The organism is Pseudomonas sp. Irchel s3f10 (genome assembly GCF_900187515.1).
GTDB classification, from domain to species: domain Bacteria; phylum Pseudomonadota; class Gammaproteobacteria; order Pseudomonadales; family Pseudomonadaceae; genus Aquipseudomonas; species Aquipseudomonas tensinigenes.
In genome coordinates this window covers 140,227-155,519 of record NZ_FYDZ01000007.1, presented here as the reverse complement: position 1 = coordinate 155,519, position 15,293 = coordinate 140,227, and the positions used below count along the sequence as shown (strand labels likewise).

Annotated in this window: 16 protein-coding genes; 1 reads left to right on the top strand and 15 read right to left on the bottom strand. The window is 62.0% G+C overall.

The annotated features are described in order from the left end of the window. Positions 1 to 10: 10 nt before the first annotated feature. Complete coding sequence (locus CKW17_RS16965; protein ID WP_042704943.1) at positions 11 to 394, top strand: type II toxin-antitoxin system PemK/MazF family toxin; 384 nt, start codon at positions 11 to 13, stop codon at positions 392 to 394. A gap of 213 nt (positions 395 to 607) precedes the next feature. Here the strand turns inward: CKW17_RS16965 and CKW17_RS16960 are convergent, their stop codons facing one another. From CKW17_RS16960 to CKW17_RS16890, 15 genes are all read right to left on the bottom strand, one after another. Continuing rightward, positions 608 to 1,411 (bottom strand): hypothetical protein, encoded by an 804-nt coding sequence (locus tag CKW17_RS16960; protein ID WP_095120714.1) that lies wholly within the window; start codon positions 1,409 to 1,411, stop codon positions 608 to 610. A 25-nt stretch (positions 1,412 to 1,436) separates the two neighbouring features. Beyond that, a complete protein-coding gene (locus CKW17_RS16955) occupies positions 1,437 to 2,663 on the bottom strand; it encodes a beta-ketoacyl-ACP synthase (RefSeq protein WP_095120713.1) in 1,227 nt (408 codons plus the stop codon). Continuing rightward, complete coding sequence (gene fabG, locus CKW17_RS16950) at positions 2,663 to 3,391, bottom strand: 3-oxoacyl-ACP reductase FabG (RefSeq protein WP_095120712.1); 729 nt, start codon at positions 3,389 to 3,391, stop codon at positions 2,663 to 2,665. Before fabG ends, CKW17_RS16955 begins: the two co-directional genes overlap by 1 nt. Further along, positions 3,384 to 3,848, bottom strand: coding sequence for a hotdog family protein (locus CKW17_RS16945; RefSeq protein WP_095120711.1), 465 nt, complete (start codon positions 3,846 to 3,848; stop codon positions 3,384 to 3,386). The genes fabG and CKW17_RS16945 overlap by 8 nt, the downstream gene beginning before the upstream one ends. Then, positions 3,845 to 5,041 carry a beta-ketoacyl-[acyl-carrier-protein] synthase family protein gene (locus CKW17_RS16940; protein ID WP_095120710.1) on the bottom strand — a complete coding sequence of 399 codons (1,197 nt, stop codon included), beginning with the start codon at positions 5,039 to 5,041 and terminating at the stop codon, positions 3,845 to 3,847. The genes CKW17_RS16945 and CKW17_RS16940 overlap by 4 nt, the downstream gene beginning before the upstream one ends. Then, entirely contained in the window at positions 5,038 to 5,496 is a 459-nt protein-coding gene (locus CKW17_RS16935; protein ID WP_095120709.1) for a hypothetical protein, read from the bottom strand. Before CKW17_RS16935 ends, CKW17_RS16940 begins: the two co-directional genes overlap by 4 nt. Positions 5,497 to 5,633: 137 nt before the next feature. Next, the gene (locus CKW17_RS16930; protein WP_095120708.1) at positions 5,634 to 6,359 is read right to left on the bottom strand and encodes a class I SAM-dependent methyltransferase; all 726 of its coding nucleotides are present in this window, start codon (positions 6,357 to 6,359) and stop codon (positions 5,634 to 5,636) included. Further along, positions 6,356 to 7,603, bottom strand: a complete 1,248-nt coding sequence (locus CKW17_RS16925; RefSeq protein WP_095120707.1) for an NAD(P)/FAD-dependent oxidoreductase — start codon at positions 7,601 to 7,603, stop codon at positions 6,356 to 6,358. The genes CKW17_RS16930 and CKW17_RS16925 overlap by 4 nt, the downstream gene beginning before the upstream one ends. Then, complete coding sequence (locus tag CKW17_RS16920) at positions 7,590 to 8,753, bottom strand: sodium:proton antiporter (protein WP_095120706.1); 1,164 nt, start codon at positions 8,751 to 8,753, stop codon at positions 7,590 to 7,592. Before CKW17_RS16920 ends, CKW17_RS16925 begins: the two co-directional genes overlap by 14 nt. Continuing rightward, on the bottom strand, positions 8,750 to 11,089 hold the full coding sequence (locus CKW17_RS16915; protein WP_095120705.1) for an MMPL family transporter: 2,340 nt from the start codon (positions 11,087 to 11,089) through the stop codon (positions 8,750 to 8,752). The genes CKW17_RS16920 and CKW17_RS16915 overlap by 4 nt, the downstream gene beginning before the upstream one ends. Beyond that, positions 11,073 to 11,675: an outer membrane lipoprotein carrier protein LolA gene (locus CKW17_RS16910; protein ID WP_095120704.1), complete on the bottom strand. Its 603-nt coding sequence runs from the start codon at positions 11,673 to 11,675 to the stop codon at positions 11,073 to 11,075. Before CKW17_RS16910 ends, CKW17_RS16915 begins: the two co-directional genes overlap by 17 nt. Continuing rightward, positions 11,672 to 12,097, bottom strand: a complete 426-nt coding sequence (locus tag CKW17_RS16905) for a thioesterase family protein (protein ID WP_095120703.1) — start codon at positions 12,095 to 12,097, stop codon at positions 11,672 to 11,674. Before CKW17_RS16905 ends, CKW17_RS16910 begins: the two co-directional genes overlap by 4 nt. After that, the gene (hutH, locus tag CKW17_RS16900; RefSeq protein ID WP_095120702.1) at positions 12,090 to 13,634 is read right to left on the bottom strand and encodes a histidine ammonia-lyase; all 1,545 of its coding nucleotides are present in this window, start codon (positions 13,632 to 13,634) and stop codon (positions 12,090 to 12,092) included. The genes CKW17_RS16905 and hutH overlap by 8 nt, the downstream gene beginning before the upstream one ends. Next, positions 13,615 to 14,562, bottom strand: a complete 948-nt coding sequence (locus CKW17_RS16895; protein WP_095120701.1) for a glycosyl transferase — start codon at positions 14,560 to 14,562, stop codon at positions 13,615 to 13,617. The genes hutH and CKW17_RS16895 overlap by 20 nt, the downstream gene beginning before the upstream one ends. Then, positions 14,559 to 15,293 (bottom strand): glycosyltransferase family 2 protein, encoded by a 735-nt coding sequence (locus tag CKW17_RS16890; RefSeq protein WP_095120700.1) that lies wholly within the window; start codon positions 15,291 to 15,293, stop codon positions 14,559 to 14,561. The genes CKW17_RS16895 and CKW17_RS16890 overlap by 4 nt, the downstream gene beginning before the upstream one ends.

The window sequence follows — 15,293 nt, the reverse complement described above, 5'->3', positions numbered from 1 at the left end:
AGTGCCATGGATGCCACTTCGATACCAGCCCAAGGAAGGTAGTGTTCTGATCTGCGACTTCAGAGGTTATGAAGTACCTGAGATGGTCAAGGTCAGACCCGTTGTCGTGATACGCAAACACAGAACCAACAGTATGTTGGTGACGGTCGTGCCGCTGAGTACCACTGCGCCGGATTGTTTACTTGATCACCATTTCGAACTCTCCAGCCATCTTCAAGGCGCCAGCCCGATCTGTTGGGCGAAGTGCGATATGGTGGCCACTGTCAGCCTTTCCCGACTGGACCGGATCAAAAGCAGAGATCGTGAGGGACGGCGCGTCTATTTGATCTCACACCTTGAAACAGAAGAGTTCTGCGCCGTTAAAGCCGCAGTCAGGCGGGCGCTTGGGCTGTAATGGCTACAGAAGTGGCGCAGTGAGGCCAAACGCCAGCCGTTGTCCGGATTGATGATTCGGGCAATACTGCGAGCGTTCCCGCAAGGGGCTTGTGAGACTCTGAGGATCCTGGGTGACCAGCCATCGCAGAGCCAGACAGGTAATCGGCGATGACAAGCCAACCTGTTTGTGAAAGGGCGCCGAATGGCGCCCTTTGTCGATTCTACAATCCCATCAATCCACGTGCGCCAAGTCCCCGCGCAACGCCACGCTCGACACCACCAGCCCGGCACGGCACTGGAATTTCTCGGTGTCCTTGTACAGATCACGCTGGTCGACGCTGGCGATGTTGATCACCGCGTTGGCGTCGGCTTTCTTCGCGGCATTCTGCAGAGTCGCCAAGGCCGATTGCAGGGCCCAGAAGCAGGCGTCTTTGTCGGACTTGTTCGAGCCGTTGGTTTTGCGACTGCTGCTCACGGTGTCGAGTTTACGCACCTGTTTTGGCAGCGTTTCGCCGGCCAGGTAGAACTTCACGCTGCCGTCGAGCAGGCCGGCGTCGGTGGCGCGTTTGACGCCTTCACGGAAGCTCAGGTAGGTCGGCTCGTCGGCGCCTTGTTTGACGATGCCCAGGTCGTTGACGAACTCGATGTCCGGGTTGATCGACAGCTCTTTGAGCACGTTGTCGCGCAGGCGGTTGACCCAACGGTTGTAGTTGCCGTGGATCTTGCCGTCCTTGGCGTCGAGGCCGTAGCTGCTGCGGTAGTCGATTTCGAACGAGGTCGGGGTGAACGGGATGTCGACTTCGGCGTGATGACGACCGCGCACGGTGATCGCCGCTTTGATCATGCCCGGACGTACCGATTGCACAACCCACTGGCGGTCATTGAGTGCGGTAACGATGGCGCGGCTCATCTGTTGCTGGGTGAAACCGAGGTTGGGCGAGAACTCTTCCTTGGCGTTGTAAACCGGTTTGCTGGTGCAGCCACCGAGCACAAAAAACAGTGCCAACAGAGCGGCGATGCGGTGAAACTGAGTCATTCCCTTCACTCCAAAGGTGTTGCGGTCAGTGCCAGCGGCGGAAAATCAACGAGGTGTTGACGCCACCAAAAGCGAAATTGTTGTTCATCACGTAGTCGTGATGCATCTGGCGGAATTCACCGCGCAGGTAATCGAGTTTGCCGCAGTGCGGATCGACCTTGTCGAGGTTGAACGTGTGCACGTACAGGTCGCGATTCATCATCTCGATGCTGAACCACGACTCCAGCGCGCCGCAGGCGCCGAGGGTGTGGCCGAGGAAACTCTTCTGCGAACTGATCGGCATGCGCTCGCCGAACAAACTGCTGGTTGCCAGTGTTTCGGCAATGTCGCCCTGTTCTGTAGCGGTGCCGTGACCATTTACATAACCGATGGCATCCGGCGTCAGGCCGGCGTCTTCCAGAGCCAGTTCCATTGCACGACGCATGGTCACTTGTTCCGGGCGCGTGGTGTGCTGGCCGTCGGCGTTGCTGCCGAAACCGACGATCTCGGCGTGGATGTGCGCACCGCGGGCGAGGGCGTGCTCCAGCTCTTCGAGGACCAGCATGCCGCCACCTTCACCGATCACCAGACCATCGCGGCCCTTGTCGTACGGGCGTGGACTGGTCTGTGGCGCATCGTTTTTCAGGCTGGTGGCGTAGAGCGCGTCGAAGACCATGGCTTCGGTCGGGCACAGCTCTTCGGCGCCGCCGGCGAGCATCAGCGGCAGGCGCCCGAACTTGATTGCTTCGTAGGCGTAACCGATGCCCTGACTGCCGCTGGTGCAGGCGCTGGACGTCGGGATCAGCCGCCCGGTGAGGCCAAAGAAGATGCTGATGTTGGCGGCGGTGGTGTGCGGCATCATTCGCACGTAGGAGTTGGCATTGAGGCCTTCGGCGACCGAGTTGAGCAGCATATTGCCGAACGCTTTGATCTCGTCGGTGCTGCCCGTGGAAGAACCACAAGCGACGCCCATGCGCCCATCCTTGATCGATTCGTCACCGAGCAAACCAGCGTCAGCCAGGGCGTTTTCTGCCGCACGAACCGCCAGCCGCGATACCCGGCCCATGCTGCGCAGTTGCTTGCGCGTCCAGTGCGCAGGCACTGCAAAATCATCGATCGGCCCGGCCAGGCGCGTGTTGAGTTCGCTGAAGCGATCCCACTCGTCCATCCTGCGGATGCCGCTGCGGTTGGCCGCGAAGTTGCCGGCGATGGTCTCCCAGTCGCTGCCCAGCGAAGTGATGCCGGCCATGCCGGTGACGACGACGCGCTTCATCAGCACAAGCCTCCGTTGACCGCCAGGACCTGGCGGGTGATGTACGAGGCTTCCGCCGACATCAGGAAATTCACCGCACTGGCGACCTCTTCCGGGGTGCCCATGCGTTGCGCGGGGATCATTTTCATCAATTCTTCCACCGGCACGTTTTCGTCGAGCATCGCAGTGTCGATCAGGCCCGGCGCGACGCAGTTAACGGTGATTTTGCGCTTGCCCAGCTCGATCGCCAACGCCTTTGCCGCACCGATCACCCCGGCCTTGGAGGCGCTGTAGTTGACCTGTCCACGGTTGCCGATCAGCCCCGACACCGAGGTGATGCAGACAATGCGACCAGCAGCACGGCGGCGGATCATCGGCATCATCACCGGGTGCAGCACGTTGTAGAAACCGTCGAGGTTGGTGCGCAACACCACGTCCCAATCGTCGTCACTCAGAGCTGGGAACGCACCGTCGCGGGTCAGGCCGGCATTCAACACAACACCGTAATAGGCGCCGTGGCTTTCGACGTCGGCTTCCAGAATGGTTTTGCAGGTTTCGCGATCGGCAACGTCGAATTGCAGGATGCGCGCCTTGCGCCCCAAGGCTTCGATTTCAGCCTGAACGCCTAGCGCCTCAGTCACGCCGCTGCGGCAATGCAGGACGATATCGTGCCCGGCCTGCGCCAGACGCAAGGCAATGGCGCGGCCGATGCCACGGCTGGAGCCGGTGACCAGTACGGATTCAGTCATGGTTCGACTCCTGTGTCTGTTGCAGATATTGGGATGGCTGGGGCGGGCGGAACACGTTCAGCCGCGCGCTGGCATGGATGCCGGCGCCGTGGATATGACATTCGAATACGCCCATGCCGTTGTCGTCTTCCAGCGAGCGCAGGCCATGGATGGTCAGCTCGCTGCCGGCGGGAAAGGCTTCGACGTTGCACTCGAACTTGCGTGTGCCGAGCAGAAAGCCCAGCTCCACCGGATTGCCTTTGAGTCGCGCATGGCAACCGGCAAATGCGGCGACGCTCTGTGCCATCAGTTCGACGCCGACCCACGCCGGCAGGCTGCCGTCGGGCAGGCTGAACAAGCCTTCGGGCTTGACCGTGAGTCGGGTGAAAATCTGCTCCTCGTCAAAGCTTGTGATGCTGTCGATCAGAATCATGTCGCCCGCGTGGGGCAGCAGTTCGGCGAGCGGCCAGGCCGTCATGGGGCGTCTCCGATAATCAGGCTGACGTTGTTGCCGCCGAAGGCAAACGAGTTGCTCATCAGGTAGCGGGGTGCAATGGACGTCAGGCGTTCGCTCGCGGTCACCCACTTCAGCGGCGGCAGCGCGGGATCGGCCTGACCGTCCCAGACGTGCGGCGGCAAGGCGTGATCGGGGTTGTCGGCGCTCAGGCTCAACCAGCAAAACGCTGCTTCCAGTGCGCCGGCCGCGCCGAGGGTGTGGCCGGTCATCGGTTTGGTCGACGAACAGGCCACGCCATCGGGAAACAGCGCCGCGACGGCCAGACTTTCCATGGCGTCGTTGTGTTGGGTAGCGGTGCCGTGCAGGTTCAGGTAGTTGATCTGCGCTGCTTGCAGATGCGCGCGGTTCAAGGCTTTCTGCATGGCTTGCAGCGCGCCGCGCCCGGTCGGCTCAGGGGCGGAAATGTGATGGGCGTCGGAGCTGGCGCCGGCGCCGAGCAAGGCAATAGCGGGGCCGTCACCGGGTTGCTTGCTCATGACGAACAGCACCGCAGCCTCACCGATGTTGATGCCGCTGCGGTTGGCCGAGAACGGATTGCAGCGCTCGTCGGATATCGCTTCGAGTGACGAGAAACCGTTGAGGGTCAGTTTGCACAAACTGTCGACGCCGCCGCACAGCACCGCGTCGCACAGGCCCAGATCGAGCAAACGCTGAGCGCTCATCAGTGCCCGGGCGCTGGAGGTGCACGCCGTGGAAATCACATAGGCCGGGCCGCTCAGTTGCAGCCAGTCGGCAAGGAAATTGGCCGGGGCGCCCAGTTCCTGTTGCCGATAGTCGTATTCCGCCGGGAACTGCTGCTCGCGAATGTAGTGCGCCAGACCCCGGCTGGCCTCGTCGATGCCGGAAGTGCTGGTGCCGAGCACCACACCGATGCGCTCACGGCCGAAGGTCTGGATCGCTTGATCGATGTCATCGCGAATCTGCAACGCCGCTTCCAGCAGCAGCTGATTGTTGCGGCTGCGCTGATCGGCGAGTTCTGCCGGGATCGGCGCCAGTTCGCCCTGGACGGCAGCGACGGGCAGCTCACGCTCCGCCACCCAGCCGGACTCGCGGCGCATGCCCGAGCAGTCGCCGGCGAACAGGTTGCGCGCGACGGCTTGCTTGTCGCGGCCCAGCGCGCAAATCACGCCGAGGGCATTCAGGTAAGCGGTCATGGCGTCGGTTCACCCAGCGGAGAAACGCGGTAGTGCGGGCCTTGGGGCAGGTTCAATTGAAAGCTCAACGGTTGTGAATAGTGAATATCCCAGCGCGCAGGCAGCGAGCGTTGCTGACCTTGTTGTTGCGCGGAGGGGTAATTGCGCAGCAGCTCACCGGACGGGGTCAGGGCGAACAGCAGCGCGGCGAACAATTCCCGCGCTTCCGGATTCGGTGGCAGCAGACCATCGGCTTGCCAATGGCCGTCGATCAGTTGCTGACGTGCTTGGGGAATACCCAGCGGATCCATCATCGACCAGCGGATGCCCGGGCCTTCGCGCTGTATCACCAGCAGCCAGTCCTGGCGTTGTTCGGCTTGTTGGCGTTCGATGTGCAGTTGCAGCGGCAGGGGCAAAGTCGGGTTGCCCGTAGGCAACGGCGCCTGGCTGGCGCAGGCACTCAACAGAAGCACCATGCCAAACACAAAAAATCGCCACACCGCGGACACTGTAGGAGTGAGCCTGCTCGCGATAGCGGTCGCACATTCAAAATACAGGTTGGCTGACCCACCGCTATCGCGAGCAGGCTCACTCCTACAAGGATTTGTGTACATCAGGAAACCTCTGCCAGAGGCTTGCGCGCAACGACATTCACCAACGTCTCTTCGCGTTCGCCAAACGGCTTCGGCTTGCGCACCCCGAACCGCTCCAGCAAACCAAAATCCTTCGACCGGCTCCACCACAGATACGGGTACGAGACATTCTTCTCGCCAAACTCAAACCCCTGCCCACGAATCATCTGCAGATACTGCGCCGCACTCTTCTGCACGTGCATCGGATGGCGGAATAGCCAGCGGATCACCCACGTATCAATGTATGCCTCGGTGGACTCGGCGAACAGCAGATAGCCACCCGGTTTCAGCACCCGATAGAACTCGGCCAGCGCTTTTTCCTGCTCGACCAGATGGTGGAACGTCTGGTGACAGAACAGCAGATCAACACTGGCGTCCGGCACATTGAGCGTCGCGCAATCGCTGCCGATCAGTTCCACGTCCAGTTCCAGGCGCGTCGCTTCTGCGCCGCTCAATTCAAGGCTGTGCGGATCAGCATCAACACCGATCAAACGCTGTGGCGCAAAGGTCTGGCGCAGATGACCGAACGACTTGCCCTGACCGCAACCGGCATCCAGCAACACCGGATTTTCCGGCAGGGCGTCACTGAACAACCCGCGCAAATCATTGATCGCCACCCGCAGCACATGGTGCTGCCAGGTGTGGCTGCGCAGGAACCAGAAACCGAAACGGGTTTCCTCGACGTAGCTGTCGCTCAAATAGTTCATGTGGCGTCCTTTGCACAGAGTTCGGAAATCATCTTCAAGCGACGGCGCGCTTCGCTGACGAACGGGTTGCGCTCGTCCCAGGCGTAGCCGGCGAGGATCGAACAGATCATCCGACGGATTTCCGCCTGGCTGTCTTCATAGAAAATCACGTCCTGAAAGGTGCCGGCGTACCAGCCCTCGACGTAGCAGCGGAAGGTGTCGACGCCGCGCTTGAGCGGCTCGGCGAATTCGCTTTGCCAGTCGACGGTTTCGCCCTGCAACTGACGGTGCAAAACCGCTGCCGCCATGCTCGCCGAGCGCATGGCGATGGTCACGCCGGAGGAGAACACCGGGTCGAGAAATTCTGCCGCGTTGCCGAGCAGCGCGAAGCCTGGACCATGCAGGGTTTTCACATTGGCCGCGTAGCCGCCGAGGGTTCGTGCCGGGGTGTCCCACACGGCATTGTTCAGCACGCCGGCAAGGCTCGGCGTTTCGGCGATGAAGCCGCGCAGGCAGGCATCCAGATCGCTGTCGCGATCCTTGAAATGTTCTTCAGCGGCGACCACGCCCACCGAACAGCGACCGTTGCTGAACGGGATCGTCCAGAACCAGATATCGCGGTGTTCCGGATGGGTGGTGACGAGAATTTTTTCGCGGTCGAATGCCGGGTTGTCGATGTGATCTTCGACGTGGGTGAACACCGCTTGGCGCACCGGAAAATTCGACGGTGCTTCGAGGTCCAGCAAGCGTGACAGCACACGACCGTAGCCGCTGGCATCAAGGACGAAATCCGCTTCGACGCGATACTCGCTACCGTCCTCGCGACGCACATTCAGCTGCGGTTTCGTCCGCTCGAAATCGACGCTGACGATGGCATCGCCGTAGCGGATATCCGCGCCCTGCAACGCCGCTTGATCAGCCAGCAGTTTGTCGAAGTCGGCACGTTGCACCTGGAACGTGGTCGGTTTGCCGCCGGTAAAAGTCTCAGCGAAATCGAAGGCGCTGTAACGCTCGCCCCAGGCGAATGCGGCGCCGGTCTTGCGCTGGAATCCGGCGGCGTTGACGGCGTCGAGCATGCCGGCCTCTTCGACGAAATCCAGGCAATGGCTGAGCAGGCTTTCACCGATGGAAAAGCGCGGAAAGTGCTGGCGCTCGAGCACCAGCACATCGTGGCCCTTGCGCTTGAGCAGCGCGGCGGCGATGGCGCCGGACGGGCCGGCGCCGATGATCACGACCTGACGGGATTCCATTTCAACGATTGGCACGTGAGCTCCGGGACAGAGGCTGTTGCAGATTCAAGGGTGCGCGATGCAGGCCGATCAGGGCCGGTAGCAGCGTCGCGATCAGGCCCATCAGCATCAGCGCGAAGTACAGCGCCGGGGTGATGAGTTGTTGTTGCAAGAGCAAATTGAGAAAGACGATTTCGCTGAGGCCACGAATGTTCAGCAGCACACTTTCGCGCCAGCGGCTGGCGCCTTCGAACGAAGCGCCAGCCCAGCCGAGGCCTAGCCAGTTGCCGAGCAGTTTACTGGCAATCGGTAACAGCAATAGCGCCGCCCATTGCAGCGGACCAAGGCTGGAGAGGGCGCTGTGCACGTCGATCTGCACGATGCCGAACGTCAGAATCAGCGGAATCGCCAGCCACGTCTGCAAACGGCTCATCCAGCGCGCCGGCAATGGCAGCACCAATGGCACTTTCAGCGCGGCCATGCACAGCAGATAGCCGATGCCGAAGATCAGCGCGTTGAGTTTGTAATGCTCGGCCATTACCAGCAACGCGAAAAAACCGAGGCTGTAGGTCAGTGGTCGGCGCACGCCGATGACGCGCAACAACAGCGGCACACAGGCGAGGCCCAGCGGCAACAACAGACTGCTCAGGTGCAGACTGCCCTGAGCGAGGCCGAACAATGTCCAGCAGGTCAGATCAATGAGGATCGCGGTCTGCACCAGTCGGCGCGTGGCGGCCGGCGGATATTCGATGTGGCGCAGATACAGGTACAGCACCGGGATCGCGGTAATCGCGAACACCAGGCCGATGGCCAGCGAGTTGAGCCACGGTTGCGTTGGCAGTAACCAGTAAGCCGCCGCGAAGCCGCAAGTGAACGGCACGGCAAAACTCGGCACGGCGATTTTCACGCTCTGGCGATCGAGTTTCAGATCAATCACATCGCTGAGGATATGTCCGAGCAGCAGGGCAAAGCTCAGGCTGTAGAGGTTTTTCAGCCAGTCCGGCGCGATCAGTTCGGCGCCACTGAGCTGCCAGCCCGGCTCGATCCAGAAGTACATCAGCAGCGGCAAGCCGAAGCTCGCCAGCAACAACTGGCTGACAATCGGGATCAGACCGAAGTGGCGGCCGACGCGGGTGGCCACGGCGAACAACGCCAAGGCCAGCAGCCAGAAACCGACGACCATCACGCTGTTGGCTCCGCAACGGCGGCGGCATGTTCGTGACGCCCGGCCCAGGGCGCGAGCATGAAGCTGAAGGCCAGACCGAGGCTCACCGACAGGCCGAAATTGCTCACCGCCGGTGTGCTGGAAACCGCCAGCAAACCAAACGACAGCCACGTCGTCACAGCGGCCAGCAAGGTGCCGAGCAGGCTCACCGCCGCACCGCCGACCTGTTCACGCATGAGAATCGCGTAATCGACGCTGATTGCCGTGACCAGCAGCAGGCCGAACAGGCTGAACAGGGTCAGCGGCTGACCGAGCCAGCCAAGGCTGGCCAGACTGCACAAAGCGGCGAGCAACGGCAGGGCGACAATGCGCAGCGCGCCGCCGAGACCAAAGGGCAGCATCAGCACCAGCACGATCAACGCGCAGGAAGCGAGTTTCAGTTCAGCGGCGCTGATCTGCGTCGCAGCAAAGACTTCATTCAATTCGCCAAGGCGATCGACCAGTTTCACCCCCGGCAAATCCAGCGCCTGCACCCGTAGCAGCGCCGGGTTGTTAAAACCTTGCAGGCTGGTCATCGCTGCCACGCCGTTTTCGCTCGGGCCGAGCCAAAGCATGCGATAAGGCTCGCCAAGTGGGCCGGCCAATGCCGCGTCGATGTCTTCAGCGGGCACGGTCTGCAGCTGTTGCAGTTCGCTTTGCAGGGCGGCGAGCGGTACACCGAGGTCTAGCAGTGGCTGCCAGTATTGCGGCAGTTTGTTCAGCGCCTCGCGCACCTGTTCTTGCTGGTTCGGCGGGCTGACCAATTGATCGAGGGCCAGATAACCCTGCAGCTTGTCGAGGTTGACCAGTTGCTGCAGACGCTCGCTCAGCGCGGCCTGACGCTCCAGCAATTGCTGCTGATTGTCGGCGCGTACGAGGAAGAACTGGCTGGTCGGCTGATAGCCGGTGATGCGCGCGATGGCCTGCGCTTCGTCGGTCAGATGTTGCGGTGCGCCGACCCATTGGCGGATGTCATTCTTGCTTTGCAGCTGCACCAGACCGCCCACACAAAAGGCGATCAGCAGCGCCAGCAACACCGGCGTGCGTACGCGCTCGAGGAGTTTCTCGCGCAGGTTGACCATGCGCTCGGCCAGTTGCAGCGGCCATTGCGCGGGCCGCAGTTCGACGTTTTTCAGCAGCGCCGGCAACAGGCACACCGCCGACAGATAAGCACCGAGCAGACCGGCGGCAGAGAACACGGCGATTTGCGTCAGTGCCGGGAACGGCGTCCACGCCAGCGCCAGATAACCGATGGCGCTGGTGATCAGGCTCAGGGTCAGCCCGGACAAGGTCAGGCGCAAGGCTGGCCAGCTGCGCCACGGCTTCAGGCTCCAGCTCTTCGACAAATAGTGCAGCGGGTAATCCACGGCCACGCCGATCAGGCTGGAGCCGAGCACCAGCGTCATCACATGCATATGGCCGAACAGCGCCACACAGGCCACCGCGCCGAACAGCATACCGACCAACACCGGCACGAACGCCAGCAACACGCGCCAGCGGCGGAAAGCGAGCAACAGCAGCAACAGAATGCCGACAGTGGCGCCACCACCGACCCAAGTCATTTCGCGAGTGGCTTGCTGCTGACCATTGGCCGCGTACAGCAAGCCGCTGGCGGCGAGCAGTTGCACGTCGGATTTCGCGGCTTGATCACGGCTGTGTTGCAGCAGTGCCGCGACTTGCAGTGGCAGGTTCATGTCGAAGGCATTGCCGGTGGTGCGCGCTCGCAGCAGCACCCAGCTCTTGCCGTCGGCATCGGCAATCAACGCGCCGCTGCCGATATCCAGTTGCACCGAACCGTGCTGCGGTTGACTGTTCTGGATGCGCCCGGTCAGGCCCAGCCAATCGTCCTGACTCGGCACCAGACTGAAACCGCTGAACGGGTCGAACAGGGCCTGTACGCGTTGCTGAATGAATGCGTCGGGGTGTTCGATCAGCAGTTGCCGGTCGTCCGCCGAGAGCATCGCCAATCGCCCTTGCAGCAGTTGCGTGCGCAGGGCTGGCAGATCCGCTTGCAGGTTCCATTGCACCTTTTCGAACAATCCGCTGGCCTGCCATTGCTCACCCAGGGTTTGCGCCATGGCGACGGCTTGCTGGCGATCGGCGTGGCCGACCAGCACCAGCATTTCGCGGTTGAGCGGTTCCTGCATGCGCTGCTCGGCGCGCTGTTCAAGGGCGTCCGGGTGAGTGCCGGGCACCAGTTCCATCAGGTTCGCTGATAGCGGTGCACCGTCGCGCCATTGCCAACCGGCCAGCGCGACGACCGCCAGCAGCAGGATCAGAAACAGCCAGGGCAGCCTGCGTTCACTCGGCAAAGTCATGTTGCTCCGCGTCACTCAACGGTTGCCCGGCGTTGCTGTTCTGCATGCGCAGCACGGTGCTGTCGCCCTGGGTTTCCAGCAGTTCGATGGTCTGCACCAGCGCGCCGCCGTCGATATTGATTTGATTGAACACTTGCTTGAGCAGCAGCGAGCGCGGGGTCAGGGTGAGTTTCCACTGCTGTGCGTCGCCACTCAGCGCCAGTTCAAAGTCGCGTTGCAGGCCACTGCTGTCACCTTGCAGTACGGCGAGGAACAAGCGGTTTTGCTCGGCGCCGGCGCTCTTGTTCGGCAGCAATTGCCAGCCATTGCCTTCACGCCGGGCGATGCCTTTGGCGCTGATGCGGTAATCCTGTTTCAGCGGGGTTTTCAGCAGCCAGAGCAGGCCGTGTTTTTTTGCCAGAACGAAGCTGCCCTTGCTGATCAGTGGCTGCGGTAATGCACGCAGGTGTTTTTCCTGGATGAACTGGCCGTGGATCACGTCCGGTTTCGCCAGTTGTTCGCTGAGCTGTTGCAGGTCGAAGGCGTTGGCCAGCGACGACACGGCCAGCAGCGCCACTGCGCCAAGGCTTTTGAATAACAGGTTCATCGCAGCATCCTTTCCACGGCATCGGTGAAGACCTTCGGCGAAGCCAGTTGCATCTCGCGACTGTTCACTTCAACGGCGACCTGCACCGAGCTGGCGCGGGTCAGGCGCTCGCCGCTGTGCAGGTCGGTGATCAGGTAATTGATCTTCAGCCGGTTTTCCCACTCGACAAGACTGGCGCGCACATTCAGGCGCTGACCGAACACCGCGCCACGCACGTAGCGCAATTGCAGGTCGATGATCGGCCAGGCGTAACCCGACTCGACCATGTGCGTGTAGTTGTGGCCGATCTTGTCCAGCAGCGCGCAACGCGCCACTTCCAGATACTTGACGTAATGGCCGTGCCAGACGACGTGCATGGTGTCGACGTCGAAGAATGGCACGAGGATTTCGGTGTCGGCGTGAAGCACTCCGGCGCTACGCATGCAGCCTCCAGTGTTGCGCAGCGATGCGTTGCAGGCACAGGCGCAATTCGCCTTCCAGGGCGCGGTCTTCGATGACCGGCGGGAAGTCCTTGGCCAGTTCTGCGTGCATCGCCGCCAGCGATGGCGGCAACGGCCGGGCATCTTCGGCTTGAGCACGCAGCCACACGCCCTGGTTGGCGGCGAGCAATGTCGCGGCAGCGACCTGTTCGGTCAGCTCCAGCACACGAATCGCATCGCGAGCAGCGATGGTGCCCATGCTGACTTTGTCCTGGTTATGGCACTCGGTGGAACGCGAGAACACGCTGGCCGGCATGGTGTTTTTCAACGCTTCGGCGGTCCAGGCGCTGGTGCCGATCTGCACGGCTTTGAAGCCATGGTTGATCATTGCGCGATCCGCCGGAGCACCGGACAGGTTGCTCGGCAGACCGTGGTTGTAACGCTCGTCGACCAGCAGCGCGAGCTGGCGGTCCAGCAGGTCAGCGACGTTGGCCACGAGGTTTTTCAGGCTGTCCATGGCGAACGCGATGTGGCCGCCGTAGAAGTGCCCACCGTGCAAAACGCGCTCGGCTTCGGCGTCGATGATCGGGTTGTCGTTGGCGCTGTTCAGTTCGGTTTCGATGAACGAGCGCAGCCAGTTCAGGCTGTCGGCCAACACGCCGAGGACATGCGGGGCGCAACGCAGCGAGTAACGATCCTGCAGGCGATGCAGCGGCGCGGTCGGCGCGTCGATGGCCAGATCCTTGCGCAGCCACGCGGCGACCTGCATTTGCCCCGGATGCGGTTTGGCGGCGAACAGGCGCTCGTCGAAGTGCTCCGGGTTGCCTTGCAGTGCGACCACATTGAGCGCGGTGATGCGCGTGGCCAGTTGCAGCAGGTAGTCGGCGCGGGCGAAAGCGAGGCAGGCGAGGCCGGTCATCACCGCGGTGCCGTTCATCAGCGCCAGCGCTTCTTTCGGGCGCAGCACCAGTGGAGTCCAGCCGAGTTCGCGATGCACATCGGCGGACTGGCGACGTTCACCTCGGAACATCACTTCGCGCTCGCCGGACAAGGTCGCGGCGACGTAAGACAGCGGCGTCAGATCACCGCTGGCGCCGACCGAACCTTCTTCAGGAATCAGCGGCAGGATGTCGTATTCGAGAAACGCGTGCAGGCGCTCCAGCAATTCCACGCGTACTCCGGAAACGCCGTGGCACAACGACTGCAAACGTGCCGCGAGCACCGCGCGAGTGGCTTGCGCATCAAGCAGCTTGCCCAACCCGCAACCGTGGAAAGTGTAGAGGTGACGCGGCAACGCTTCGACGTGATGCAACGGCACCGCGACCACGCAGGAGTCGCCGTAACCGGTGGTCACGCCGTAGATCACGCCTTCCTTGTCCAGCAGCGAATCGAGGAACCGCGCGCCTTTGGCAATGCGCTCGCGATAGTCGGCGTCGTTCTGCAACTGCACGGGTGCCTGACGGTTGGCCAGGGCCAGCACGTCTTCGATGCGCAAAGGGCGTTCGCCGAAGGTTACCGGCTCATGGGTTGGCGTCGTCATCGGTCTTCCAGAAAGGGTAAAAGTTGAACCATTGTTGCGGCGCTTCGAGGCAATAGTGACTCAGGCGCTGCGCATAGCGGGTGGCCCACTGATGAATGACCTGCTCGCGCTCGCTGCGCTTCCACACCACGGCATCGGCGAAGGGTTCGAGGGTCAGGCGATAGTGACCGTCCGGCTGCTTGAGGCACATCAACAGATTGACCGGGCATTTGAGCAGGCCGGCGAGCAACCACGGGCCTTGCGGGAACGGCGCCGGATGGCCGAGGAAATCGACGGTCACACTGCGCCCGCCATGCAGCGGCACGCGATCGCCGGCAATCGCCAGCCACTCGCCGCGTTCCAGCCGTTCGTGCAGTTGCAGCATGATCACCGGGTCGAGTTCGCTGACCTGAATCAGGCGCAGATTGGTCGCTCCAGCCTCGCCCAGCAAACGGTTGAATTGTTCGGCGTGCTTGGTGTGTACCAGCACGTTCATGGTGACCTTTTCGCCGATCTCCGCCAGTGCGCGACAGACTTCGAGATTGCCCAGGTGCGCGCCGACCAGCAGTTGTCCGCGACTGCCGCGCAATTGATTGCGCAACAGCGCCGGGTCGATGATTTCGATTTGTTCGATACGCAGTTTGCCGTTCCACACGTCAAGCTTGTCGAGCATCGAATCGGCGAAGGCCATGAACTGGCCGAACACCCGCCAATGCGTCGGGCGCAAATCGGCGCGCTGACTCCAGTCGGCCAAGCGCTGCTGGTATTGCCAGGCACTGCGCCGTGCGGTGCGGCCGAACAGGAAAAAGTACAGGACGATGCCGTACAGCAACGGGCTGAGCAGGCGTCGCCCGAGGACCTTGGCGGCGAACGCGGTGAATTTCATCAGCAGGAAGCTGCCGCGCTCTTCGCGGTCAGCCCAGTGCTTTTTGTCGGCTTCGCCAGTCATGCGCGCCACCGCCGCCAGAGGATCAGCGGGAAGCGCAGCAACATGCCAAGAAACAGCCGCGTATGCATGCTGGAAATCAGTGCGTTGTCGTGGAACAGACGGAAGTGCGACACACCGTCCAGCGGGTAGTGCACGCTGGTTTGCAGCCAGCGCATCGGCTGATTGCGCCACGACAGGCGCACGAGAATGTCCGAGTCGAAATCCATGCGCTTGCCGACTTTCGCCGAGTCGATCACCGCCAGCGTCGGGGCCAGTGGATAGACGCGAAACCCGCACATCGAATCGCGGATCTGCAGCGACAGCGTGTTGATCCACACCATGACGTGGGTCAGATAGCGCGCGTACAAACGGCCTTTCGGCACGCTCTCGTCGAACAGCGGATAACCGCAGATCATCGCCTCGGGATGCGCACGGGATTCATCGACGAAACGGGCGACGTCTTGCAAGTCGTGCTGGCCGTCGGCGTCGACCTGCAATGCATGGGTGAAGCCCAGCAGCGCGGCCTCGCGCAGGCCGGTCATCACCGCACCGCCCTTGCCTTGGTTGGCAGTGAGGCGTACCAGATGCACGTTGTCGCGTTCCGCCAAGCCGTCGAGCACCTTGGCGCAGGACTGGGTGCTGGCGTCATCCACCAGAATGCACGGCAGATTTTGCGCGAGCAAAGCATCGACCACAGTACCGATGGCAGTTTCGTGGTTATAAACCGGGATCACTGCACAAGGATTATGCAT

Bases quoted from the DNA above. Each gene is read 5' to 3' on its own strand.
- CKW17_RS16965 (WP_042704943.1), top strand. From the start codon at position 11: ATGCCACTTCGATACCAGCCCAAGGAAGGTAGTGTTCTGATCTGCGAC.
- CKW17_RS16960 (WP_095120714.1), bottom strand. From the start codon at position 1,411: ATGACTCAGTTTCACCGCATCGCCGCTCTGTTGGCACTGTTTTTTGTG.
- CKW17_RS16955 (WP_095120713.1), bottom strand. From the start codon at position 2,663: ATGAAGCGCGTCGTCGTCACCGGCATGGCCGGCATCACTTCGCTGGGC.
- fabG (WP_095120712.1), bottom strand. From the start codon at position 3,391: ATGACTGAATCCGTACTGGTCACCGGCTCCAGCCGTGGCATCGGCCGC.
- CKW17_RS16945 (WP_095120711.1), bottom strand. From the start codon at position 3,848: ATGACGGCCTGGCCGCTCGCCGAACTGCTGCCCCACGCGGGCGACATG.
- CKW17_RS16940 (WP_095120710.1), bottom strand. From the start codon at position 5,041: ATGACCGCTTACCTGAATGCCCTCGGCGTGATTTGCGCGCTGGGCCGC.
- CKW17_RS16935 (WP_095120709.1), bottom strand. From the start codon at position 5,496: ATGGTGCTTCTGTTGAGTGCCTGCGCCAGCCAGGCGCCGTTGCCTACG.
- CKW17_RS16930 (WP_095120708.1), bottom strand. From the start codon at position 6,359: ATGAACTATTTGAGCGACAGCTACGTCGAGGAAACCCGTTTCGGTTTC.
- CKW17_RS16915 (WP_095120705.1), bottom strand. From the start codon at position 11,089: ATGACTTTGCCGAGTGAACGCAGGCTGCCCTGGCTGTTTCTGATCCTG.
- CKW17_RS16910 (WP_095120704.1), bottom strand. From the start codon at position 11,675: ATGAACCTGTTATTCAAAAGCCTTGGCGCAGTGGCGCTGCTGGCCGTG.
- CKW17_RS16905 (WP_095120703.1), bottom strand. From the start codon at position 12,097: ATGCGTAGCGCCGGAGTGCTTCACGCCGACACCGAAATCCTCGTGCCA.
- hutH (WP_095120702.1), bottom strand. From the start codon at position 13,634: ATGACGACGCCAACCCATGAGCCGGTAACCTTCGGCGAACGCCCTTTG.
- CKW17_RS16895 (WP_095120701.1), bottom strand. From the start codon at position 14,562: ATGACTGGCGAAGCCGACAAAAAGCACTGGGCTGACCGCGAAGAGCGC.
- CKW17_RS16890 (WP_095120700.1), bottom strand. From the start codon at position 15,293: ATGCATAATCCTTGTGCAGTGATCCCGGTTTATAACCACGAAACTGCC.